General features: G+C 51.3%; 18 protein-coding genes, 2 tRNA genes and 1 pseudogene. 12 read left to right on the top strand and 9 right to left on the bottom strand.

Annotated elements, in window-relative coordinates:
• Nucleotides 1-235 (top strand): annotated as a pseudogene (locus AAC060_RS09840) (hypothetical protein); the annotation flags it as partial.
• Nucleotides 236-440: 205 nt separating this feature from the next.
• Here the strand turns inward: AAC060_RS09840 and AAC060_RS09835 are convergent.
• Nucleotides 441-543 (bottom strand) — tRNA-OTHER (locus tag AAC060_RS09835).
• Between the two features lie 235 nt (nucleotides 544-778).
• On the opposite strand from AAC060_RS09835, the gene AAC060_RS09830 reads away from it, so the two are divergent.
• On the top strand, nucleotides 779-3,814 hold the full coding sequence (locus AAC060_RS09830) for a TAXI family TRAP transporter solute-binding subunit (RefSeq protein ID WP_339825533.1): 3,036 nt from the start codon (nucleotides 779-781) through the stop codon (nucleotides 3,812-3,814).
• Between the two features lie 108 nt (nucleotides 3,815-3,922).
• On the opposite strand, the gene AAC060_RS09825 is transcribed toward AAC060_RS09830, so the two are convergent.
• Nucleotides 3,923-4,681 (bottom strand): endonuclease NucS domain-containing protein, encoded by a 759-nt coding sequence (locus AAC060_RS09825; protein WP_339825531.1) that lies wholly within the window; start codon nucleotides 4,679-4,681, stop codon nucleotides 3,923-3,925.
• 353 nt (nucleotides 4,682-5,034) lie between these two features.
• On the opposite strand from AAC060_RS09825, the gene AAC060_RS09820 reads away from it, so the two are divergent.
• From AAC060_RS09820 to AAC060_RS09805, 4 genes are all read left to right on the top strand, one after another.
• The gene (locus AAC060_RS09820; protein WP_339825529.1) at nucleotides 5,035-5,319 is read left to right on the top strand and encodes a hypothetical protein; all 285 of its coding nucleotides are present in this window, start codon (nucleotides 5,035-5,037) and stop codon (nucleotides 5,317-5,319) included.
• Between the two features lie 25 nt (nucleotides 5,320-5,344).
• Nucleotides 5,345-6,502, top strand: a complete 1,158-nt coding sequence (locus AAC060_RS09815) for a hypothetical protein (RefSeq protein WP_339825527.1) — start codon at nucleotides 5,345-5,347, stop codon at nucleotides 6,500-6,502.
• 43 nt (nucleotides 6,503-6,545) lie between these two features.
• On the top strand, nucleotides 6,546-7,334 hold the full coding sequence (locus AAC060_RS09810; RefSeq protein WP_339825524.1) for a hypothetical protein: 789 nt from the start codon (nucleotides 6,546-6,548) through the stop codon (nucleotides 7,332-7,334).
• A gap of 169 nt (nucleotides 7,335-7,503) precedes the next feature.
• The gene (locus AAC060_RS09805; RefSeq protein ID WP_339825522.1) at nucleotides 7,504-7,839 is read left to right on the top strand and encodes a hypothetical protein; all 336 of its coding nucleotides are present in this window, start codon (nucleotides 7,504-7,506) and stop codon (nucleotides 7,837-7,839) included.
• A 42-nt stretch (nucleotides 7,840-7,881) separates the two neighbouring features.
• On the opposite strand, the gene AAC060_RS09800 is transcribed toward AAC060_RS09805, so the two are convergent.
• The 5 genes from AAC060_RS09800 to AAC060_RS09780 all read right to left on the bottom strand — a co-directional run bounded on the left by AAC060_RS09800 (nucleotide 7,882) and on the right by AAC060_RS09780 (nucleotide 12,962).
• On the bottom strand, nucleotides 7,882-9,363 hold the full coding sequence (locus AAC060_RS09800; RefSeq protein ID WP_339825521.1) for a DUF2779 domain-containing protein: 1,482 nt from the start codon (nucleotides 9,361-9,363) through the stop codon (nucleotides 7,882-7,884).
• A complete protein-coding gene (locus AAC060_RS09795; protein ID WP_339825519.1) occupies nucleotides 9,360-10,442 on the bottom strand; it encodes a hypothetical protein in 1,083 nt (360 codons plus the stop codon). Before AAC060_RS09795 ends, AAC060_RS09800 begins: the two co-directional genes overlap by 4 nt.
• A 216-nt stretch (nucleotides 10,443-10,658) precedes the next feature.
• Nucleotides 10,659-11,015, bottom strand: a complete 357-nt coding sequence (locus AAC060_RS09790; protein ID WP_339825518.1) for a hypothetical protein — start codon at nucleotides 11,013-11,015, stop codon at nucleotides 10,659-10,661.
• Nucleotides 11,016-11,265: 250 nt separating this feature from the next.
• A complete protein-coding gene (locus AAC060_RS09785) occupies nucleotides 11,266-11,703 on the bottom strand; it encodes a hypothetical protein (RefSeq protein WP_339825517.1) in 438 nt (145 codons plus the stop codon).
• A 104-nt stretch (nucleotides 11,704-11,807) separates the two neighbouring features.
• On the bottom strand, nucleotides 11,808-12,962 hold the full coding sequence (locus AAC060_RS09780; protein ID WP_339825516.1) for a tyrosine-type recombinase/integrase: 1,155 nt from the start codon (nucleotides 12,960-12,962) through the stop codon (nucleotides 11,808-11,810).
• 114 nt (nucleotides 12,963-13,076) lie between these two features.
• On the opposite strand from AAC060_RS09780, the gene AAC060_RS09775 reads away from it, so the two are divergent.
• From AAC060_RS09775 to AAC060_RS09760, 4 genes are read left to right on the top strand one after another with little or no spacing between them, the layout of a single operon-like run.
• Nucleotides 13,077-13,247: a hypothetical protein gene (locus AAC060_RS09775; RefSeq protein ID WP_339825514.1), complete on the top strand. Its 171-nt coding sequence runs from the start codon at nucleotides 13,077-13,079 to the stop codon at nucleotides 13,245-13,247.
• Nucleotides 13,244-14,971, top strand: coding sequence for a restriction endonuclease subunit S (locus tag AAC060_RS09770; protein WP_339825511.1), 1,728 nt, complete (start codon nucleotides 13,244-13,246; stop codon nucleotides 14,969-14,971). The genes AAC060_RS09775 and AAC060_RS09770 overlap by 4 nt, the downstream gene beginning before the upstream one ends.
• Entirely contained in the window at nucleotides 14,971-15,759 is a 789-nt protein-coding gene (locus AAC060_RS09765; RefSeq protein ID WP_339825508.1) for a hypothetical protein, read from the top strand. The genes AAC060_RS09770 and AAC060_RS09765 overlap by 1 nt, the downstream gene beginning before the upstream one ends.
• Before the next feature lie 16 nt (nucleotides 15,760-15,775).
• The gene (locus tag AAC060_RS09760; RefSeq protein WP_339825506.1) at nucleotides 15,776-17,089 is read left to right on the top strand and encodes an RES family NAD+ phosphorylase; all 1,314 of its coding nucleotides are present in this window, start codon (nucleotides 15,776-15,778) and stop codon (nucleotides 17,087-17,089) included.
• Nucleotides 17,090-17,228: 139 nt separating this feature from the next.
• Here the strand turns inward: AAC060_RS09760 and AAC060_RS09755 are convergent.
• Nucleotides 17,229-17,304: transfer RNA gene (locus AAC060_RS09755), tRNA-Thr, on the bottom strand.
• Nucleotides 17,305-17,533: 229 nt separating this feature from the next.
• Here AAC060_RS09755 and AAC060_RS09750 point away from each other — a divergent pair.
• Nucleotides 17,534-18,871: a hypothetical protein gene (locus AAC060_RS09750; RefSeq protein ID WP_339825503.1), complete on the top strand. Its 1,338-nt coding sequence runs from the start codon at nucleotides 17,534-17,536 to the stop codon at nucleotides 18,869-18,871.
• A gap of 196 nt (nucleotides 18,872-19,067) precedes the next feature.
• Nucleotides 19,068-23,744: an NAD-glutamate dehydrogenase domain-containing protein gene (locus AAC060_RS09745; RefSeq protein WP_339825500.1), complete on the top strand. Its 4,677-nt coding sequence runs from the start codon at nucleotides 19,068-19,070 to the stop codon at nucleotides 23,742-23,744.
• On the opposite strand, the gene AAC060_RS09740 is transcribed toward AAC060_RS09745, so the two are convergent.
• A complete protein-coding gene (locus AAC060_RS09740) occupies nucleotides 23,741-24,946 on the bottom strand; it encodes a DUF445 domain-containing protein (protein WP_339825497.1) in 1,206 nt (401 codons plus the stop codon). The two genes, AAC060_RS09745 and AAC060_RS09740, sit on opposite strands and share 4 nt — an antisense overlap.
• Nucleotides 24,947-24,958: the final 12 nt, after the last annotated feature.

The raw sequence follows: 24,958 nt of genomic DNA, 5'->3' as shown, positions 1-24,958 counted from the left end.
GTTGGTGTCGTTGGTGTCGTTGGTGTCGTTGGTGTCGTTGGTGTCGTTGGTGTCGCAGGAGCGCAGCCGCCGGTATCTGGGACAGCTGGTTCGTATCTCTTGGCTCGCGCCCGATATCATTGCAGCCATCATAGATGGAACTCAGCCCGTTGATCTAACCGGCCGCAAACTCACTCGCGCCAATGCGATCCCGCTTGACTGGCCGACTCAGAGGAAAATGTTCGGGTTCGCCTGAACGCTCAGCCCAAAATCTCAATGTGCATCTGACAGCCACCAAATGGCTCTCTGAGACGATGGGCCATATTGGCAACGTTCGGCCACCGATAAAGGGTCTCTGGTCGCAGAGGCGATGGGCGACCCTCACATAAGCTACGGAAAAATAGGCATTAATTATGCCATATCGAGGCAGGTATAGAGATCGTCGGAAGTGGGAAACTGAGTGGTGCCGCTTAGAGGATTCGAACCTCTGACCCCCGCATTACGAAATCTACTCAATCAAGTGCAGCTTATAAGGGTTACGATACATTACTCCAATAAGCTGGCTGGAGTATTCGCTTTTGCCCACGAATTTCCCATAGTGCGTAGACGCGCAGGGTGGGTGTTTTCCTATTGAAAGCGCTTTGGTCCAATAGATTTCCGAAATTAACCCACGGTGGGCCGACGCAAGAGCAGTTGTTGAGTGGGGTTGGACAGGCCAATATTTCAAATTGGCACTATCGTTAATTCAATGTGCAAGTTAACGTCGAAGTAACGGCAATCTCTTTGGGGAGGGATTTTAGTGGGAAAATTGCAGCGACGCATTTTAATTTTGGTTGTTTTCGTCAGTATTGGCTTTGCCATATTTATGACGAAACAATTTAGCAATCACATGCAACCTGACCAATCCATTATAATTGCAACTGGCTCCGATGCCGGTATGTACAGTGAATTTGGAGGAGTCTTGGCCTCAAATAGCAGCTTGCCCATAAAGCTGCAGGGAACAACAGGCAGCATCGAGAATTTGGATTTACTTCGCAGCGGTAAAGTTGATTATGCTTTGGTGCAAAATGATTTAGGACAATATTCGTATTTGGGAATTCGCGGGCAAGAAAAATTTGAAAATCTCAGTTATATAATTCCAGTTTTTCCAGAGTACGTGCAAGTAATTTTGCCAAAAAACAGCGACATTACGGTCCTTAGCCAATTGAGCGGCAGGCGAGTTTGTATCGGAGACAACGGCTCTGGCACATATTTCAACAGCATAGACATACTACAAGATGCCGGGCTTCGTGAAACTGTCGATTTTTTCCCAGTTAATAGCTCACCATTTGAGTGCATAAAAGCGGTCGAAGCAGGTGAAAAAATAGACGCAATATTCTTGACCTCCAACAGAAAGATTGCAGCTGAAAATAGCGCCTTTAAGCAGCTACTTTTTTCTAGCTCAATCGCAGAGGCTCTTTCTCAAAAGTTTCCCTATTTTAGGGTCGATGAAATTACAAATGCGCAAGGGGTTATTGAGATCCAACTTGTTGTTGATGCCTTTTTGGCCACTAATTCAGATCAACTCAATGATAGCGTTCAACAGGTTTCGAGGGAAATTGTAAAAAATTGGAGTAGGTATCAAAAGTCAATTTTAACACTTCCCGATATTTCTACCAAAGTTGAAACCGGGACCGTTCCATACCATCAAGAAGCCGATGCAACATTAGTTAATGCCGGGCTCAAGCAAGTGAATTATTGGACTTGGATACTGGGTTTGCCATGGATGTTTCTATTGTTCCTATGCCTGATCGCAGAGAGAGCTAAGACATCATATAATCGAATGGGCGAAAGCCCGATCGCGCAAGCACGTTACTATTTCATGGTCAAATTTGTTGGCCGATTTTCCCAATTCTTCATAGGTATAACTGTCCTCGTTGTGGGAATCGCTGCGGCAATATTCGCGCTGCGCCTGACGGAAGATTATTACGCGCAGCAGTCCGGTACGGTAAGCCCATTTGCCCTAATGACTTTCGAAGATAGCCTAGTTTGGCTTTTCACATATATCTCGAGTGGCTTCACATCTGACAATGTCTACCCGATCAGTTTTTTAGGTAAGTTGATCGCTGCGGTATTGGCTTTGGCCGGGGTGATTGCGCCCGTCGCTGGAGTTATATACCTAATCAACAAAACCCATGAAAAGGCGCAACTGCGCCATCAAGGCCTGATTAGTTCAGAGCTGAGGTTCACCGGTCATACTATTATATGTGGCTGGAACGAAAAAGCGCCTGGCATAATTTATTCACTGACGGGGGAGGATGTAGATGAACGCAAGAACGTCGTCATTATTGCTAATATCGAAGAACAATACCCTTTAGAAAAGTACAATCTAAACTCCAGCTATGTGACATATTGCAAAGGCCGTCCTTCGGACATCGCGATGCTAAAAAAAGCCAACGTCCAAGATGCTGATGCAGTTATTATCCTAGCTGATTTTGACGGCGACGAAACTCATAATAAAGGAAGCATTCTATGTGCAATGAATGTTCGAAAGGAAAATCCTCTCGTTCACATTTGCGCCGAAATTGAGTACCTTGATAACATTGATTATTTCACAGCGAGCGGATGTAGCGCATTGCTCTACCCTGCGCTTCTAGCAACAAGAATGGCCGCAGCTACAATCTTAAGTCCTCAGATATTAGACTATGTTTTCGACATGGTTACATACCACAAAAGGGATTCCCTATATTCCAAACGAGCGAGTGACCTATTTGCGGGGAAAGTTCCTAGTGGACATTTAATAAGACAATTAGAAATTGATATGCTTCGGCGCGGCGTAAACGTCGTTGGGGTAATCGATGGCAACCAAAAAACCAGCCTTTACGATGCTGCATTCGAAACCAATAATCAGTCACATTCTCTCTTGAACGAAGCTGACAGCTCAAAAGTCCTCCAAGAGGATTCAGTCATCATCTATTCTGCCCGCAGGGCGAAGCATATATTGAGAGATCAGAAGAATTCTGGTGAATTTGAACCGCTAACAAAATCAAAATTTCAAATCGAATATCCAGACAATTTGAGTGTTCTCGTCGTTGGAGACGCGGAGGCATTGACTTCAATCAAAATAAATCTCGGATCAATAGTCAAAGATTTGAATTTTTTGGGTATTGATCTCGAGAATGACAACATCAGATATATTGATGAGTTACGCGAATATGCCTGTAAGAAATTTGACAAGATTGTCATCTTAACCGGACAGAAAAAACGAGCAAGTTTGGTTTCAATTGACGATCTAGATGGAATAGATACGGATTTAATGCTGACAACGAGCCTGTTTCGCAAAGCATTTGATAAATGCGAAAATCCTCCCGAAATAATCTGCGAAATCGCAAACATGAACAACCGAGAATTGATCCTAAATGCAGGAGCCAATCATGTACTGCCGACTGTGCAAATGGCCAGCAGGTTTCTCACAAAAGAGGCTTATGACAAGAACCACATCACTGATTTTCTAATGGCAGCGATGAACCTCGAAGATGGGGTTCATCTTCATTGTCATATCGTCAGCATTGACGACGGTTTTGAAGGGGAGCGTTATGACCAGATACTCGCGACACAGATAAACGGCATAAGGATACTAGCGTGGAGACCGGTATCTCAAACTGAAAACTTACGGAATAAACAGGGTGATTTTGGTTTCCACTACCGCACGGTGATAGATCATCGCATTGTTAGCTCGATTGCCAGAGAGGGCGATGTACTGATTTTGTTGATCAAACGACAGCCGGAGTATTGGTCTTCAAATACCATTCCCGAACGGCCTTCAGTTCAGAAAGTTATGAGCGAATTCCAGTAGAAGGTGTGCAGGATGGCAATTTCGAATTCCTTCCCATGCGGTGCTGAGTTGTTCGAGGCGCTCGGTCAGCAGGGATCGCAGTTAGTTGTCGGAATGCCGCGCAGCCATTTATAATTGCTGGACGGACTTTAGTGAGAACGATATTTCATATTCGACAAGCTTGACGTCTCGAATGCGCTTCGTTGCCAGAATCAGATCGTGGGATATTTTATTGGCGATTATTATACCGCGTACTGGTTTGTCTGTGTCCATGTTTTCCTCGATCCACCCGGTGTAACGCAAGAGTTGACCGATCACTCGATCATGGCCCTTTGATACCTTCAATTCGATGACCACAAAGGCACCATCTTTGTCGACCGCGAGAATATCGATCCGACGACCACCCGCATCAAATTCGATGCCCGTCAAACCTTCGTCTTCATAAAGTCGGAGTCCGGGTTCGATCGCATTAAGATTGCAGACAAGATACTGTTGCAAATCCTGTTCTCTTGCGAAGGTGTCGGAAATTATCTCGTCCTCCTCCGTTTCATCAACGTCCAATTCTTGAGACTGAATTATCGTATCGATGTCTTGCTTATATATCGGCGCGGGATCTGATGCAGGATCCCAAAGGCGGAACATCGTCGGGCTTTCCTGCCAGAATAAATCGTAGCCAGCGCCTTCCTTGATTGAAGGGTGGTGGGCTCGTGTCCGACTATTGACCGCCATTCCCGCAATATGTGCCGTTATCGTGCCTTTAGCGAGTTTGGGATAATTTGCCGCAAACCATCTTACCACCTCAGCGCGTCCAAATAACTGTTCCGGTTTCAAATTTCCATTGGCCCACTCTGTCATAAGGGTCTTTGTCGGCTTATCGTAAATCGCCATTTGCTTTTCCTTGGTGGATGCCCGTGGAGCTAATTCCTGGCGGAATCGAGGGGAACGTCAAGAGCAATTCTCGCTGTTTGCACTGGCGTTACAATAGTTTGCGTTTGTCGCTTGCGCGGCTAGCTCGGACAGTTTGCTCCTAATCTGCACCGAAGAGAACTGATTCTTTTGGTTTGAGGTTGGCTCGATTCTGAAAAGACCCCGCATTTAACGGTCGAACCTACTAAAAATAATCAATTAAAGCGGCGCAATTTAGCCAAAAAGTATAATGCCATATATGATTATAAATAATTGTCTTGAGTTGCCATTAGTGTTGTACTAATTATGTATCGTGCACAGCGAAAGACTCTACCATGAAACGCACATATTACAGCCAGGCGATCACGGCACTAAGCAAGCATGCAAAGAAGCGTAGCCAACAACGTGCAATCCCCTGTGATGCGATCAATTTGATTTTAGATTTTGGCAGAGCGATCCCGGCCGGAGGCGGAGCCTGTAAATATCGTTTCGACAATCAGACTTGGGCTGACGCGAAAGCAGTGCTCGGAAGGGGTGCTTCTCAGTTTGAAAAGTTTCGCAAAGCGTATGTGATTGAGGCTTCCAACGGCAACGTCATGACCGCCGCTTGGTCATATTAAGATCAACAAGAAAGAAAATTTCATTATGCATTATACCCAAATTATTCGCCACAACCCCACGACAGGCGCCACCGAACGTCCCTGGCGGGACCGGGATCATTTTTTCACACTCGGTGACCCCGCTAAAGGGGCCGAACGCCATCACAAGGAAAATGCAATCCGGGTTGATTGCTATTCCGAAGCCGCCGAATTGGTCCACAACGGACACTCCATTAGAATGTCTGATGGAAAATCGTCTGCATCTCTTGTTGTGCCAGGATCGCTCGAATTTGTCGACGCTCCAGTCAAACGCCTCGATGATCTCTGGACCTACACCATGCCGGAGCCACCTTTCAGCTTAGAGGATGTGATGTCTGATTTGCGTCAGTTCCTGGCTTGTCAGGCAGCGACCACTTATTGGATAGCTGGAGAGGAAGCTGCCAATGCATTCATTGGGTTTGAATTCGATGCCGGAGAGGTTGAATGGAGCAAAACACAGGATCGCATTGATCTCTCGCGTTTCAATCTCACGCGTCTCGCCGAAAACGCCTACCATTCTGCCTTTCGGGATGTCCCCAGCTATTCTTTGAGTGAGGAGGATGCGGACGAACTGGAACTTATCCTTGAGACCAGCCTCACTCAAGTTCCGCATCGGCATCCTAACCCACTGGATGATTACTCTAGCCCGTTGTGCCGAACGTTACTTGCAGCATATTTCAGATGGCAGATTGCAGACGGCTGTTTCTTAGCAAGCGATAAGTTGGATCAAGGCGCTATCGTCGCAATAAGCGCGCTCACTGGGCTATCCGCCAATGCTGTTCGCAATTCGCTAAGTCGCGATAACCTGAGCCTCAAGAAAAAAGACGGGCAAACGATTCCTGACTATTCGGCAATCCTCCAATGGATACAAAATCGTCGCGACTTTGTTCCACTACGTCAGGAAGAGCGGAATGAAGAGCGCATTACCTTCGACGCGATACACGAACTAAAAAGCAGTCCATTGCCCGAAGCCTTCCATGCAATCCATCGGCGAACGGGCAGGGAGCTACCGCCGGAATCAGAGAATTTGGAGGCAAAAATTATGGACCATCGAGATCGCGAACAAGTTCCACCTCAGAAACTTTTGAGAGACTTTGCCCGCTGCTTGGGATTGTTACCGGATAACTTCATCATTGAGATGACTGATTACTGGGAGACGCCTTGAATTCCAGCCTAAACGATAACATCAAACATTTGGAAAACTAATCATGGACAATAATCTCCTACCCAAATTCGCGAAACAAATTGAACAACTCAGCGCTGCCGATCTGGCAGCCATCGAAGCCGATGAACGCTTCAATATGGAAGAATTCACAGAGGGCACAAAATCCGTTCGGATGGTTTACGCTCCCTTCGATCACGTGAACAAACAAGCAAAAATCGTTATCGTTGGCATGACGCCGGGAGCATTTCAGGCCAAGCAGGCCCATGCTGCTGCCTGTGAGGCGTTGAAATCTGGTGTGTCCATCAGTGAAGCATCCAAAAAGGCGAAAGTATTTGCTTCTTTTTCGGGTGAACCGATGCGCGGCAACCTGATCAAGATGCTCGACTATATTGGCGTCAATCAACTGTTGGGGATCGACAGCACATCTTCTCTCTGGACCGACAAGAGTGCGATGGTTCATTTTACCTCAGCGTTACGATACCCGGTCTTTGTCGACGGAAAAAACTGGTCCGGTCAACCTGATATGGTTCGGACCCCTAGACTCAAAAATTGGCTGGAAACATATACCGGTGCTGAGCTAAAATTGCTTCCGGACGCACTGATCGTACCGCTCGGACCTAAAGTAGCGTCAGCTATGCTCCATCTCGCGGATCAAGGAATGATTGACGGCAGTCGCATTCTTGATGGGCTTCCGCATCCCAGCGGAGCAAATGCCGAACGGATTGCCTATTTCGTCGACGAAAAACCAGCCGATCTTTGTTCAATCAAGGTGAATACCAGCAAGCTCGATACCGCACGTGATGCGCTCTGCGCCCGCGTGAGCTTGCTCTAGCATTCATCTTGATGGGTCCGACTTGGGCCCGCGCGCAGTCGGCGGTCGCGGAAAACACCGACAGATCAAGCAGGATTTTCAAATCTTTCGTCCTGTGATCGATCCCTCAACGCCAGGACACGTGTGACAGCTCGGAGAGACGGCACTATTTCAGAATGAGGACAGAAAAATGAAAAATGATAATTTGAATGAACGAACGATCAAGATCACTAACGGCAATCTGAAAAGCCACCATATCTACATCACTGCTGTTCGAGACATGCTGCCCGCTGACGTTCTCGGTGGGTCGACGAAGGAGCAGGAATCTACAACGAAAATCCTAGTTAAGTTCAATCCAGGCCCAATGGTCGAAACCGACATACCTAAGGGTAGAAATTTTTTCCGTAACAGAGCTGGGATAAAAGAATTTTTCGAGAGAGCAAATATCAAAGAAAACGATCTAATCGTCATTAAAAAATTGGGGACACACCGGTTTAGTATATTTCCCGCAGATCCAATCGGATGATCAAAAATTTCGCTTTCGCGGCTTATTGATACGAGTACCCCGTCATACGGTCATCTGCCGATAGATTTCAACCATCGCCCATGTATCGCGGCCGCAATATTGCCTCAGAGCACTGCCGATTTCGGTGCGGCGTTCAGTTGTGCAATCCGGGACTACGGCTTCCAAATAAGCCAATTGTGCGTTGCCACCATCCTTCACTTCAAGCTCCCCATAATCAAGATGCGGCGCGAGCGTTGGCAGCACCGATTTGATCGAGAAACTGCCGCGTTGATCAGGATGATAATAATTAGCCTTGGTGACAGGCAGCAGGTCGACAGTCCGCTCAGCTAGGTCAAGCAACTGCTTCTCATACTTTGGCACTGCCGCAGCCAAATCGCGGAGACACTTGCGTTCGAATCCAGCGTTCCAGGTGATGACGGCTCCTTCATTTGGTAATTCAGCAAGCTTTGCAGCGATGGCTGCGCGTGGGTCATCACCGCTTAGGTCAAGGGCTTCGACGTGGGTGATACCACCGTCCTGCGTTTCTATATGTGCGGAGAACTGGAATGGTATTTGGCCATAGGGTTTTGTGCCAATCCATTTTGGAATCGCAAAGGCGATAGTTTCAAAATCAAGCCATATCCATGGGTATGCCCATTTCGCTGTCGCTGCCCTCACGCCATCCGAGTTAAGATACGTCGTTTCACTGACAAGCGATTGCCGAATGCGCTTATGTAAATCATTCAACCCAGCATCTTCTGGTAAATCGCGAATATCATTGATGCCCTCTGCACCCCATTTTGCGGCGAGCTTTCCGCCGCTGTTTGGAAGCTCGGATATTGGCCATTCAGGTCCGGCCGGATCACCAGCGCTGCAATGATTGATGAATTCGCAGGAAAATGGAAAGGAGCAATGTACACCCGTGGCGCAAACCGGTTCATCTCCTGCCAACATAGTACGTGCGGCTTTTATCACTTCTTCTCGGTTACCGGCGACGGCGCCAATTTCATCCAGCAAAGATGTATCAGCAAATATGCCTTCGTAATTGCCGATTTCCTCAAGAACGAAGCTAGTGTCGATATGACGGATAGCAGCGCTGGCAACTTCGAGACCGTTCTGACGGATTACCCAATATTGGGTCGCTAAATCGCCGATATGATAGTGTTTGGCACTGGCTGAGCTTTTGACCTCGGCGATATGCCAAACTGCCCCGTTCTTCGTTCTCTGTGGTATCAAAATATCAACGCGCACCAGAACGCCATCATGTTCAAACGTTGCCTCAAATATTGGCCGATCCGCCGCCTCGACCAATTGAGCCGTTCGCGTAAGAGCCGCCTTCATGTCAGGATCAACCTCAACCATTGTGCCATCAGCCACCAAAGCACAGGCCAAATCACCAACCTCATGGCCAGCAGCAAAGTTCATCTTGGAGGCGTCATCAACTTCGGCGCGATGGTGTGCATGAGTTTGCTGCCAAAGCCTTCTGGAACATTGTTCAAATGCTGATATTTTAGATTTGGATAAGCCGAAATGCCGTCCGGTCATGTTGGAGACACCAACTTGTGATCTTCATGCTCTTCCTGCAAATACGATAGTCCTTTGAACAAGGCGCTGACCTGATCATCGGTAATAGCATCCATAATATTCCAGTTTGCAACTGTACAAGACTTGAACTTGCCGTTGCTCATGCTTTGGTTATCCAAACCACCCAAGGTTTCTGGGATCACCGGGAAGCCTTCTCGCAGGTTTTCCAAACGTTGATCGCGAACCGTGTCGTTTTCGCTCTCGCCAATCGCGAATAGTTTCAACGATCCACTTTGCCACTGAAGGCCTGTGCGCCCGGGTTTCTGCTTGGGGAGTAGCTCATAGAAAAACTCAATTCCAGGATTACCATGGGAATTGAACTGGTCGACTCCAACGTCAGGAAAAGCGCCTTTTAATCCTTTTGCGTCAACCATTTCTCTAAACTTTGCATGGCGGTAATGCTGAAAAACCCCTTGCAGCTTAATGGCTTTAAGGCCGCCGACCCATGTCGATTTATTTTGTATCGTTTCTGCACCGCGGGCGGCAAACTCTCTGGTCAGTTGCGAGATATAACCTAGATATTGGTGCCACAGCCGGACCAGCGCAATTTCATCGCGACCTCTGGTTTTCCAAATGTGATCCTCAAGGGGATTTTTGTCGAAAAACGAAACAATTATTTCAGGAAAAGCTTTCTCCGTGATTCCGTCAGGTAATTTTTCAACGCCAGTGAAGAGTGCAAAGAGCACGCCCACGGCCTTTGGGTAATTCTTTTGATATTTGGAAAGCTGATCTTTGCTTAGCGTCGTTTTAAATTTCATTTCGGCCCAGAGTTTCACGTCGGTGCCTTGCTTAACCACCAAGTCCAACGAGTTCTGCTCTACCAAGCTTTTAATTGAGTTGGGTGCCTTGCTTTCGTGGAAGCTGCAATGATTGACAGTATCCGAGCCCCATAGTTCGGTGAGCAGTGCCCGTTTTTTGTCATCTATTAGTCCATTGATGACGAAGGACAGCATGCCCGTGTGAAATTTTTCACGATCAGCCAGCCCGATCGTGGTGAACGGGTGCTCCGTCAGCTTCATGAAAACATCGTCTATTGTCATTTTAAGGACCCCTCGGTGCTGTACCCTCCGCTTTGTTGCGAAAGTAGCTTAGCTCTTTTCGATAATGACTGCGTTCGCGTTTGCAGTGACACCGAACACATAAGGTAAGCCCCTTGTGTAATTGAGTTCGCAGCCCTTTGTCAGGTTCACTCTGCATTCTAACGCAAGAGCTTTCGCTCCCAAATTTTGTTTTACGCGCATTATTGATTTTATTTTCTACTTATAGACGGCATCTACAAAGGCACGACATGCTGTGCGAGCGCTGATGATGTTGCGCCCTACCGAAACCCGCAAGTTTTGTTCGTTGATTGGCTGAATCTCCTTGCCGCGCAATTTGGCCTCTTCATAGGCACGATTAGTGGCTATTGACTTGCATGCTACAAGCAAAGCGTCAGCTTCCGGGACGAACTGGTATCGAGAATAACGAAGATCTACCGTAAAGCCTTGAGCTGTATCTTTTATAGAGAACTTAGCATTTTTATCGCCCCCAGCCCCTAAAGGTACGGAAACATCTGCTGGGGTGGTGCAAGCGGCCAACACAGATATGCACAGTAAAACAAAAAATTTCTGCATAGTATATTCCTATAAAAAAAGATCATCGAAAAAAATAGAGACTAATAAAATAGATTTCAGTTTTTTGACTTAACGATACATATATAAAAGGCCAGTAAAAATGCGAAGTTTAAATTACATTTGTTTTATGAAACTAAATACTCCCAATACCAATTTCTAAAGTACGAGATCTGATATGATGATTATTGACGTGCCCACAAGTCTGCCCAAACGTGTTTAAGCGCGGCCTCATCCATGAACATTTCCTCGCCTAGCCGCCCGCCGAAGACATGAAGTTGATGATTCTGTTGTGAAACTCGGGACCCGAAAAGTCGTTTCGCTTCATCTGCCCAAACGCTATCTGGAGTTCCATCCAGCCGGATGCTTGAACACGAGAAAGGTTTTGCACATCGGCGATGTTGAACTTGAAGAAACGACGCGGTGGCGTCGAGTAGCTATTTCCCATCGCTAGCTGACCTAGGAGCGATTGGCCGAAATTCATTGGAGCTTCGCAAACCACCTCCCGATCATTAGAAGAAATTACCTTCCAGGCTGAATCGATACATTTGCTTGAAAGCTTACCGACAACTTCGCCGGGTGTTTCGGAGAACACCATTTCCGCAGCGCCCGAAGGCGTGACCGCAAAATATTCATCTGCCAATAACGGTGAAGAAAACGACAGCGCAGCCGCCATTATGATAATTTTCATTCCCACAAGCCCCCCCAATGAGAACACTGTCCCCAAGCGTCACATTCAGGAAAGTACTTGATATGTCAAAATAAAAGGAGATGCCCGAAGGCATCCCCAAATATTCATCCAGTCATTTGTTTCGCCCCTGCCTCCACAGCCGCGAGCAGCGTATCGTTGGCCAAATGTGCGTATTTCATTGTCGATTGATGATCCGCATGGCCAAGCACCTTGCCGACAGCAAACAGGTCAATGCCAGCATTGATCATGAAGCTCGCGGCGGAATGCCGTAAGTCATGGATCCTGACATCGCTAAGCCCAGCCGCCGTTCTTGCAGTGTCCCAAGCCCTCTTCATTTCTGTGAAGGGTAGTAGCGTTTTTGGATTTGGCACCAGATATGGACAGTCATCGAACCGGGGCAGTTCTTCGATAATGTCCAGTGCCGCCTGCGACAGCGGCACGTGGCGATGCTTTCCGGTTTTTGACATGGGGATCAGCCATGCCTTGCGCGCAACGTCCACATGCCGCCATTCCGCATTGAGCAGTTCAGAAACCCTTGCTCCAGTCAGCAGCAATAAACTGATGATGGAGCGAAGCTGGGTGTTCTTCGATGCCCCGCAAGCGAGCAACAACCCTTTCACTTCTTCCGGCGACAGGAAGCGATTTCGAGAATTGTTGAATTTGGCCCGCTTGATTCCGCGCACTGGATTGACGGTGACGCCTGCCAGTTGCCATTGCAGGGCAAGCTCGAACGACCGGCTGAAGATCGCCTTGATTTTTTCAACCGTCGCGGGTGCAAGCCCCTCACGGTCCTTTTCTGACAACCATTTGGCGATGTCCCGTTGCCCTATGTCAGACAGCCGCATCTTCCCCCAGCGAGGGACGAGGTGCCGCTGAACATACATGCGGGTTGTGTCATAGGCCTTCTGATAGGTCTTGGCTTGAGCAAGGTGCTGTATAGCCAGCTCGCCATAGGTGATGACCGCTTTGGCTTCAGCCTTCGCCTGAGACGGATCGCCGACACCGAGGACAATGGCGGCTTTCAAATCCCGTGCCTTTTTTCGGGCCTGGTCGAAGCTGATATCGCCGTAGCGACCTATCCGATACTGCTTCTGCCTTCCGCTCTGATCGGTGTAGCGGAGATAGAATGTCTTGTTCCCAGACGGCCGTACCTCGACGGTGAAGCCTTTGATTTCGGTGTCGAAGAATTCTTCTTTTGACTTACGGGGATCGCAGTAAATCAGGTTGACGAATTGACTGGTTAGCTTTTCTTTGGGCATGTGTTTTTCCTTTATGTGATTGTGATAAATCCGAACCGCAGAGGGCGGCCGGACACGCGTAGGGTTGAGGCGCAGGCCTGGCCGCAACGGGCCTGGAAGATCAGCGCAGAGGATGTGGCCGCGCGTGGTTACAATCTCGACATGAAAAACCCGCATCAGGGGAAAGAAATTAGCCATAATCCTGATGAACTGCTGGTCAATTATATAGCGCAGCAGGACGCAATTCAGTCGCTGCGTGACCAGCTGAAGGACATTTTGTCAGATGCCTTAGGGAAGGGGACATGAGCGACGTAGCTGCGCTGGTCGCTGATAATCTGGACATCTGGACCGGCGCGATGGAGCGTAAGAGCAGTGCCGGGCGCGGTTCTTCCAAAAAGATCAGTCTCTATGGTATCGATCGTTTGCGCACGCTGATTCTGGATTTGGCTGTGCGTGGGAGGCTTGTTCCGCAAAATTCGAGTGATGAGCCTGCATCAGAACTGCTGGCAAGAATTAGACTTCGCAAAGAGCAGCTGATTGGCGAGGGCATCATCAAAAAGTCCAAGTCTCTAAATTGGGCTGTGATTGAGAATGAACCGTTCAAAGCTCCGCAAGGGTGGAAGTTTTCGTCGCTTGGCGCGGTTGCGGAAAAGTTGACTGATGGATCCCATAATCCGCCATCGGATGCGGGTTATGGCTATCCCATGCTTAGCAGTCAGAACATTTTTGGCGGGGGTATAGCCATCGATGCTCCTTCACGCTGGGTTTCTGAGGAGGGTTTTGAGAAGGAAAACGCCAGAACTAATATTCAGCCGAATGATGTGTTGTTGACAATCGTGGCTTCAATCGGACGATCCGCAGTAGTGCCTCAAAACATTGGTCCATTCGTTTTGCAGCGAAGTGTCGCGGTAATCTCGACACAGCTTTATCCGGACTTTTTAAGTCTCTCATTTCAGTCGCCGTTTTGCTCGGACTATATGTGGCTACATGCTAAGGGGACGGCTCAGAAAGGGATTTATCTCGGCAAGTTGTCAGCGATGCCACTGCCAGTCCCCCCTTTAGCCGAGCAGAAGCGGATTGTGGCCAAGGTGGATGAGCTGTTGGCGCTGTGCGATGAGCTGGAGCGGGAGAGCGAGGGGGCGCTTGCCGCGCATCAGACGCTGGTCGAAACCCTGCTCGCCACGCTGACAAACAGCACCGATGCTGCTGATCTCGCCACCAACTGGGCGCGGATCGAGGCTCATTTTGACACCCTCTTTACCACCGACTCCAGCGTAGAAGCTCTAAAACACGCCATTCTCGACCTCGCCGTGCGGGGGAAGTTAGTGGTGCAAGATTCGGGGGATGACCCTGTGAAGCTGCCCAGCTTTCGGCAGGTGTCAGTTTCCAGTGACTGGGATGAAAAAGTATTCGAGCATGGCAAAAGTTTGTTCAGCCCGCCAAAAAGTTGGGAGATCGCGCCCCTCGCACAAGTCAGTTCGCACATTGTCGACTGCCCTCACACCACACCGAAGTGGACTGAGGCTGGAGAGCTTTGCGTTCGGACCAATCAAATTAAGCCAAGGCACCTTGATTTGTCGCAACCCAATTATGTCAGCCATGCGACTTACCTTGGAAGGATAGCGCGACTTGAGCCAGCTGAGGGCGATATTCTCTACATCAGAGAAGGCGGTATTTTGGGCGTAGGCTGCCGCATACCCGATGGTGCTAAACTCTGCCTCGGCCAGCGGTCTATGTTGATTCGATGTCATAGCGTAATCTCGTCGTATTACCTTGAGGTTGCGATCAATTCACCATTTATCACAAAACAGGCGGCCCATTGGACAACCGGAGGGGCTGCACCTCGGATCAATATGTCAACAGTTCGTGGCTATCCAATTCCAATCCCCCCCCTAGCTGAACAGAAGCGCATCGTTGCCAAGGTTGATGGGCTGATGGCGCTGTGCGAGCAGCTAAAATCCCGCCTCGCCGACGCCGCTGAAACCCAGCGCCATCTCGCCGACGCCATCACCCAAAAAACCGCTGTCTGATGGCTTGGCCAGATTTTACAGAACTGTCGTTCGGCTATTGCTTCCTGCGCGAGCTGGAATCTCGCTACACTCATGGCGGCCGGTTCCCAAAGGCTCCCGATTTTATCAGCCAGCATGAGGAAGCGACCGAAGGCTATGACGTCGAGGTGGCAATGGACGGCGCTGTGCCATTGTTCATTCAGCTCAAACGATCCGAAATCATGACGGGCGACACTGCGAGTGAGTTTGGTAGTACTTTGTTTAGTGCACGCCCAGTCTACCGCATGAACCTACATCGCAGCCGGCACCACGTAACCCCTGGCGGACATTATGCACAGCATCAAGCTTTGCAAGATCTTGAATCCACAGGGGAAAATGTAATCTACGCAACAAGCCAAATTCCTGGCCCGTCGGAACTATCCATCCATTGCGTCAATGGAACGGTCATATCAGCAGCATCGGCAATCTTCAGCCCGCTAGAAATCCAACTGCCGGACTTCACGGCCTCTCATCATGTGAGCTTTTATGACAATCTGCCTTGGGCTGTTGTATTCTCAAATGAAGGCAATCGCTTCGAGCGACGCTTTCCTAACGCAGACAAATGGATTTCGCAGCTATCTGAGAGCCCCCAAAGCCTCGAAGCAAATCGAAATGCTATGCGCGATGTTGTGAAGCTTATCCGGTCGCATTTCGAGTTGCAAAGCGTAGACGCCGACATTGCAAAGATTATCGATGGAAAGCCGGAGGTTGAAGCGGCTATATTGGCGTATTTCTTGCTCGATGCACAGCTCACTTTCGTGAAGTTCTAAAAGGGTAAGGCTAACGATGACTCATTTTTGCCCTGACTGTTTCCACGACAAATCGTTAGCATCGCAGCTAGTGAAGGCACGGCCAGATTTTCCTTCCGAGGAGAAATGTGATTTTCACCCCACGAAAAAGGGTATCCCGGATGCATATGTTGCAGAGATCGTTGATGGCGCATTCCGTGCGAATTATGGATGGGCAGAAACCAATTCTCACTTCGAAGTCGGCGACCCTCTAGATGTCATTCTCAATGACTTAGTTGGCCCAGACGATGAGCCAATTCTGGAAGCGCTAAAGTCGGCACTCGAGGATACCGAAGGATATGATTTTCACCGAGGTGGTGAGGCCTTCTATGATGATGGTCAGAACTTTGTCCGATATAAAAGTTCCTACAATCCGTTAGCCGAAATGTGGGACCGCTTCAAATATGACATCGCGTACCGCCAACGCTTCTTTAATGAAAGAGCACGTAACTGGTTAGAGCAAATATTCTCTGATTTGCATCATCAAAAAGATCAATCGGGTCGTTCACCCATTTATACGATTTCACCTGGAAAGAGCGGCTGGACTCTTTATCGCGCGAGGCGAATCGATGATGAAGTGAAACGCAAGGCTGCCTGCAACCAACCTGAATTACATCTCGCACCACCACCAGAACGCCTGCGTAAAGCTGGTAGGCTGAATGCATCTGGAGTTTCTTGCTTTTACGGCGCTTTCGATATTGAGACTTGCCTATCGGAATTGCGCCCGCCGGTTGGCAGTTGTGTTGTGAGCGCAGCGTTCGAACTTATTAGGCCCATTACCGTACTCGACATGACACGCTTCACTGAAGAGGTGCAAAACCGATCTGTCTTCTCACCGGTTAGGCAGGCGAGGTTAGATCAGTGGCGGTTTATGCAACTCTTTCGTAGTGAAATTACAAAACCAGTTCTACCGGACGATGAAATCTTTGACTATGTGCCAACCCAAGCGGTTGCAGAATTCGTCCACATCAATCTTGCTGGAAAGCTCGGTGATGGAATAAAACGGATAGACGGTATCATTTATGAATCTGCCCAAAGGCCAGGAGGACGGAATATCGCGTTGTTTGGAGAAGCTGCACTGGTCAAAGGAAGTGAAGAAGAGCCACAGGACGAACATGCAATCCCAAAAGCTGAACAATCAAGATTGTGGGATGATAGGGCTGGTTCCACAATGCCATCACTCGAAGGTATGATAGGCCCATTTCCCGCATTGCGTTGCTCAAAAGTCCAAACCGAAGTGCATGATATTATTGGTGCAAAGATTTCCCATGAGCAAGGTTGGAACCCGGCGGATGATAATCCCGACTTCTGAATAAGTGCCGGAACGACTAGCTCACGATGGATAGTAGTGCATACTCTCCCGTCCAAAGCACCACCCACGCCATACCCACGAGCGTACCCACGTTTGGGCACGTTCAGCAGTAAGCGCGGTTTTACTAAGGTGAGAGTGATGGTGCCGCTTAGAGGATTCGAACCTCTGACCCCCGCATTACGAATGCGATGCTCTACCAACTGAGCTAAAGCGGCATCGCCGAAACGGATGGCCGTCGGGCTCATGCGTTTTCATTGATCGCGCGCCATTACCAGCACAGCTTTGCCGTGACAAGTCCGCACAGTCGATAATTCGGGTGATGGCTCGTGTTTGTCTACATATCATAACCAATCATGCGCGAAGGTCATTATCGGGAAATTTACCATATATTTACCCTGGGCGATGCATATCAGGGTGGAACCAATGGAATTGCGGTGGGGAAGCATGGAAAACCTACGAAATCACGGCGAACTTAACGATCAGGATCTGGCTTCGGCACCTGACTATAACGTCTATGAAGATGATGACGGCGCCGTCGAAGCGCCGCCCGCCATTGGTCAGGACGAGCGCCGCATGCACGTGCGCGCCTATAATTTCTGGGCCGGCCTTCTGGGCGAACGGCAATTTCCCAGCGTCGAAGATCTCGAGCCTGAAACCGATGACGATTTCGGACCAAATAGTGTTTTGCTCGACTTTACCGATGGCTTTGAAAATCCGACAATCCAGTTTCTGGGCCGGGCGCTGCGCGACGAATGCGAGATTGATGATTCGATCACGTCGGTCGCCGACGTGCCCGCACGTTCGCTACTGTCGCGGATCACCGACCATTATCTGCAGATCATCGCCAATCAGGCGCCGATCGGTTTTGAAGCGGAATTCGTCAATCAGCGTGGCATCACGATCATGTATCGCGGCATCCTGCTGCCCTTCTCGACCGATGACGATACGATTGATTTCATTTATGGCGTGATCAACTGGAAAGAGGTCGCCGCCGATGCCGTCCGGCAGGAAATCGAATTTGAGGTGTCCGAAGCGATGCTGGCAGCCCCGGCAAAGATTGCGGCAGGACCGGTCTGGGATGATGGGCCACATTCAGCCAATCTGGACGAGTTCGAACTCACTTCGGATCTGGAGCTTGCGCTGGAGGATAGTGCCAATGCGGCTGCCGAATCACTGGACGAGGATGCAAGTCTCGCTGACTGGTTATGGGTAGCCCGGAATAGCGCCAATCATGCAGCCGATTGCGTAGAGCGCAGCCGCGTCACGCTATATTCCGCGATCAGTCAGGCTTATGACTTCTATCTGATGACCGAGCAATATCCGGACGATTACCAGATGCTGCTCGAAGATTCCGGACTGGTGGTCCAGGACCGTGCACCGATGACACCGATTGTGAAGCTGGTATTCGGCCCTCAATATGACAAAACCAGACTGACCGAATATGCGACGGCGCTCAAATATGCGCAGCGCAATGCGATTGCAAAGGGTGCTCTCGGTAATTTGCTCAAGCATCATGATGGTGGACTGAAGGCGATTGTCCATGCCGAGCGCAAAGCCAATAAGCCGGCCGGTCTGCTGACCAAAGCCCGCGCAGTTGGTGAAGATCTGCTGGCGAAACTTCGCTCCGCTCCCTCGCGGCGGCTGCAGGATATCGAAGCCGGTGATTCCGAATTTGTCGTGCTCGTGGCGCGCAAGGATGCGAACGGCGATCTGGCCATTGTCGGGCCGGTTCGCGGCAATGACAAGCTGACCGGTCAGGCGCTCAAGCACATAGAATGCTGATTGCATCCCCGGCCCGACCTTTTTCGCCTATGCACGGCTTCTAGTCACTTATGTAACCAAAATATCACTATTCGCAATATTCCCCAAACCGCACCTTAAAAGCTTCGGCTAGCCTCTTGAGCGGGGTCGGAATTCGGCCCATAGCATCGGGATGTCGACGGGGTTTCACCTCGTCTCGATCCACTTGGGGGAAAACATGGCAGCCAGTCGCGAAGCAAAGTCCGAACAAACAGGCAAAACCGATAACAGGCTTGAAACGGCGCTGATAGCAGCATTTCGGGAAAGCGCCTTGCCTGGCGAGAATACCGGTTTTGACAAAAAGGCTTGTGAAGAAGCGGCGCAGTTCACGTTGCGATGTGCGCACGAACGGCAAGGCAGCGAAGCCAGTCTGTCGCTGGAAAGTGTCAGCGGCCAGCCAAGCCACCGGCATTTGCGTCTGGCGATAGTCAATGACGACATGCCTTTTCTGGTTGACTCGGTTTGCGCCACTATTGCCGGTTTCGGTTTGACTATAGAGCGGCTGATCCACCCGGTTGTCGCGGTGCGGCGGGATGCCAAAGGCCGGCTGATCGAGATTGCCGAGCAGGCGACCAGTGGCGAGAAGCGCGAATCGATAATCTATATCGAACTGGAACGGACCGATGCGCGTGTCCGCCGGGAGCTGATCAAGACGCTGGGCTCGAACCTCAAAGATATTGCCGCCGCGGTCACTGACTGGCTGAAGTTGCAAATCGTGCTCGGTGAAAATGCCGATGCACTTCCGGAAGGCGAGGGTGCGACATTGTTGCGCTGGTTCCTCGACCGGAATCTCACGTTGCTCGGCCATGAGATCGTAAACAGCACCGGAGATCGCAAGCAGCAGCTCGGGCTGGCGCGGATGCGACCGCAACCGATCCTGTCCGAAGAAAGCCGGCGACGCGCTTTCGAATGGTTTGAAAATGGTGGCAAGGCACCGCTGATCATCAAATCCAATCAGCTGTCGACGGTCCATCGTCATGTCCTGATGGATCTGATCATCGTCCCGGTGCGGGAAAAAGGCAAGATTGCCGGCCTGTCGATTATCTCCGGTATGTGGACCAGCGCCGCCCTTGCTGCCGCGCCCGAAAATATTCCGGTATTGCGCACCCAGCTGACCCGGTTGTTCGACAAATTCGAATTTTCCGCAGCAGGCCATGCGGGGAAAAGCCTTACCCATGCGTTGACCGCGCTGCCGCATGATATGCTGATCACCTTTGCGCAGGATGATCTCGAAAAACTTGCGCTGATCTCGATGTCGCTGATCGATCGTCCGCGACCCAAATTGCATAGTGTCATATCGCCATTGGCCCGGCATCTGTTTGCCTTCGTATGGCTTCCGCGCGAACAACTTTCGACAGAACGCCGGGAAAATGTCGAGAAAATGCTGACGGACGCGACCGGCGCGAAAATATTGAGCTGGTCGAATACTCTGGAAGAAGGCGGCGTGTCTTCCCTGCGCTACACGCTCGACATGGGGGCTGATGGCAGAATTCCCGACCCTGACCTGCTCGACCAGGAGCTGGAGAATATGGTCCGGGGATGGAAACCGGAAGTCGAACGGAACCTGAGAGAAGCCGGGCAGGAAAACCGCGCGGCGGTTCTGGCGCAGCGTTACGCGAATTGTTTCCCGGGCACCTATCAGTCGACCTATGGTGCAATGGAAGCCGCGAAGGACATCCTGCGGCTGTTCAAGCTCGAGCGAGGCGGCCAGCGGTCGACCCGGCTATACCGGCTGGCCAGCGATGCCGAACATCTGCTGCGGCTGAAAATCTATCATCTGGGCGGTGCCTTGCCACTGTCGGATGCTGTTCCGACACTGGAGAATTTCGGTTTTACCGTGCTTGAATCGGTTCCGACGCCGCTGGATGACGGCCGGCTGGGCTATATTCACGATTTCATGCTCGAACTGCGATCCAAGGAACGGTGTGACAGCCTGATTGCCCGCGCTGATGAAATAGAAGCGGCGATAACCAGCGTACTGGACGGTGAGGCCGAAAATGATGCCTTTAACCAGCTGATCACGACGGCGGGCATTGATGCCCGGTCGACGGTGTGGATGCGGGCCTGGTTCCGCTATTTGCGCCAGACCGGTTTAAGCTATGGCCTGATTACGGTTGTCGAGGCTTTGGCCGAGGCTCCGGATGTCACCACGGCGATGATCAAGCTTTTCCGTGCCCTGCATGACCCCGCTTTCGAAGGCGACCGGTCGCACGCTGCGGGCCTCGCGACACGGGATATGGACGGGGCTCTGGTCAGCGTTCACGCGATTGACGATGATCGCATCCTGCGCCTGTTCCGGGCGGTTATCGAATCGATATTGCGCACCAATGCTTTCGCTTATCAGGCCGGTGAAGCGCTGGCGTTCAAGATAGAGAGCGCCAAAATTCCGGAGCTTCCCGCTCCGGTTCCCTGGCGGGAAATATTTGTTTACAGCCCGCGCGTCGAGGGCATCCATTTGCGGGCCGGTCCCGTGGCTCGTGGCGGCCTGCGCTGGTCGGACCGGCGAGATGATTTTCGCACCGAGATACTGGGCCTGATGAAAGCCCAGCGGGTCAAGAATGCGGTGATTGTTCCGACCGGTGCAAAGGGCGGCTTTTTTGCCAAACAATTGCCTTCGGGCGATGACCGTGACGCGTTTATCGCGGAAGGCATCGAAGCCTATAAAATCTTCATCAGCGCGCTTCTGTCGGTGACCGACAATATCGTTGAAGGCAAGGTCGTTCCCCCTTCACAGGTACAACGTCTTGACGAGGATGATCCCTATTTTGTTGTGGCCGCCGACAAGGGTACAGCCAGCTTTTCCGATATCGCCAACCAGATCGCAATCGATCGTGGTTTCTGGCTTGGCGATGCGTTCGCCAGTGGTGGCAGCAACGGCTATGATCACAAAGCGATGGGGATCACGGCCCGCGGTGCGTGGGTGTCCGTGCAGCGCCACTTTGCGGAAATGGGCGTTGATGTACAGAGCGCTCCCGTTACCGTCGTCGGTGTCGGTGACATGTCGGGCGATGTGTTCGGTAATGGCATGCTGCTGTCGAAGAGCATCAAGATTGTGGCCGCCTTTGACCATCGCCATATTTTTATCGACCCCGATCCCGATGCTGCGAAAAGCTGGGTCGAGCGCAAAAGACTGTTCGAGCTGCCGCGCTCCAGCTGGGATGATTATGACAAGAAGCTGATATCCAAGGGCGGCGGCGTATTTTCCCGCAGCTCGAAGACGATCAAAATTTCGAAGCAGATCGGCACCCTTCTGGGTCTGCCCGATGACGTGGAAACGACGCCGTCGAAATTGATGACGGCCATTTTGGCCTGCAATGCGGATCTGCTGTGGTTTGGCGGCATTGGCACATATGTGAAGGCGGCTTCCGAAAACCATATCGAAGTTGGCGATCCGGCCAATGACAAGATTCGTCTTGATGCCGAGCAACTGCGGGTCAAGGTGATTGGCGAGGGTGCCAATCTGGGCATTACGCAAGCCGCCCGTATCGCCTTCGCTGCCAAAGGCGGACGGCTCAATGCCGATTTTATCGACAATAGCGCCGGCGTTGATTGCTCGGACAATGAAGTCAACATCAAGATCGCGCTCAATGCTGAACTGGCTAGCGGCAAGCTGAAGCCGGATGCACGGAATATCCTGCTCGAATCGATGACCGACGATGTCAGCGCACTGGTTCTGGAAGACAACCGGTTGCAGGCGCTGGGTCTCTCGATCGCCGAAAAGGGCGGTTCGAAAAATCTGCCGTCCTACGTCCGGCTGATCGACCAATTTGAAGAACAGGGTCATTTGAACCGGACCGTTGAAGGCCTGGCCAGCAATGAGGATTTGATCCGTCGAGGTCAGGAAAACAAGGGGCTATATCGTCCGGAACTGGCTGTATTGATCTCGACCGCCAAGCTGGTGTTGCAGGATGCCATCGAAAATAGCGACCTGGGTGATGATCCCGGCCTGAACAGCGAGCTGCTTCTGGCATTCCCGACAGCGATGCAGGAAGGTCATGAATCGGCCGTCCTCCATCATCAGTTACGCCGCGAAATCATTGCCACCAAATTGGCAAACCGGATGATCAACCGGCTGGGTCTGATTGACCCGTTTGAACTGGCCGAGGAAGAGGGCTGCTCGCTCGGAGAAGTGGCGCGTGCATTTGTCATGGCCGAACGCCTGTTCCACGCAGACCGGCTTTGGCACGCTCTGGAAGTAGCCGAAATCGGGGAAAATATCAGGATCGCCCTTTTTGATCGCCTCGCTTACGTCCTGCGCTCGCACATGGCGGATTTGATGCGTATCGGCGTGTCCGACGACCGGATTGACGATACCGTCAATATGCTGGCGCCAGGGGTGACTGCACTCAACGAGAATGTGGAAAATCTGATAACCGCCGAAGGGCGCTTGCAGGCTGCAAAACAGACGAAATCGATGGTCGAGGCGGGGGCGACTCCGGAGATCGCTGCGAAAATTGCCGATATCTACAAGAATGATGGCGCTGCCGGGATCGCCTATCTTGCGCACAGCCGCGAGATCGATGCCCTGGACGTGGCCGCTGCCTTCACCGCGCTTGGCAGCCAGCTAGGTCTCGACTGGGCGCAAATGACCGCTACCCGGATCAATCCGTCTGACCCCTGGGATCGTTTGCTGGTGGCTGGTCTGGCTCGCGATTTTCAGCAGATGCGTCTCGACTTCCTGCGCCGGACCCGGGGCAAGGATATGCCGCAATTTGTCGAAAGCTGGGCCGAACGCAATATCGATCGCGTCGCTCAATTCAGAAAGATCATGGACCGGGCGCAGCAAACGTCACGGCCTTCGATTGCGATGCTGGCACAAATTGCGGGGCAGGCGCGTTTGTTGCTGTCGCGCTAGATCCAGTATCCCAGCGTATGCAGGGACAGGCCGACCAGACCGCCGACCAGCGTACCGTTGACGCGGATGAACTGCAGGTCGCGGCCAACGGCATTCTCGACCCGGTCGGTGATCGTCTGGGCATCCCAGTCGCGGATCGTCTCTGACACCAGCTTGACGATATTGTCGCCGTAACTCGCGACAACGCCGATGACGGCGCGCCGGCCGAACCGGTTGATCTGGCGGTTGAGCAATTTGTCCTGCTGCAGGCTGTTGCCGAGCTGGATCAGAGTGTCGCCAAATTGGCCGGCAAGCGCGGCATCGGGATCGCGGGCAGCCCGCAGCAGTGCCTCTCTGCCTTGCTCCCATATCCCGTCCAGCCATGACGCGATGGCCGGGTTTTCAATCATCTCGAGCTTCCACTCGTTTACCTTCTCGCGAAGCTCCGGATCACGCTGCAACTCTGCGGCGAGTTGCTCAAGACTCTCCTCTGTTTTGGTCCGAACCGGATGATCGGGATCGGCCGCCATGTCGGCGAGCAATTTGTAGAGACCGTCCAGCACCTCGTTGGCGACCCGGTCATCCAGACCGGTCCAGCGCATCACCGCATTGGCGCGATCGGTCACGATATTGCGTATCACCGCTTCGTTGGTGTCCAGCGTGCGATAGGCCCATCGGATGGAGGAATCGATCAACGGGCCATGGCGTTTTTCGGCCATAACCGCTTCCAGAATCTGTCCCATGGGAGTTGCGATGTCGAGACCTACGGCCTGCTTCTTGACCGCACCCTTGAACATGCTCCCGAGACGATCCTTGTCGAGCGAGGCAATGGCGTCACCGAGGAGTCGTGAAGCTCCGAATTTCAGCCGGCCTTCGCCGCCGCTGGGCGATTTCAGGAAACGTCCGATGCCGCCGGCCAGATCAACATTGCGCATGCGCTGGGCAACCAGACGCGAAATCAGGAAATTATCCTTGAGAAAATTGGCCAGCGTGTCGCCGATCCGGTCCTTGTTGCGCGGAATGATCGCGGTATGCGGGATCGGGATGCCCATCGGGTGGCGGAACAGGGCGGTGACTGCGAACCAGTCCGCAAGGCCGCCGACCATTGCCGCTTCGGCGAAGGCACGAACAAAACCCAGTGCCGGATGCACCGCTTCGTAGCTTTTGGACGTGAAATATATGATCGCCATGACCACCAGCATGCCGGTGGCGATGATTTTCATATCCCGGCCAGC

The organism is uncultured Parasphingorhabdus sp., from assembly GCF_963975555.1.
Classification (GTDB): Bacteria; Pseudomonadota; Alphaproteobacteria; order Sphingomonadales; family Sphingomonadaceae; genus Parasphingorhabdus.
The sequence above is the reverse complement of the archived record's forward strand: the minus strand, read 5'-3'. Positions and strand labels throughout refer to the sequence as shown.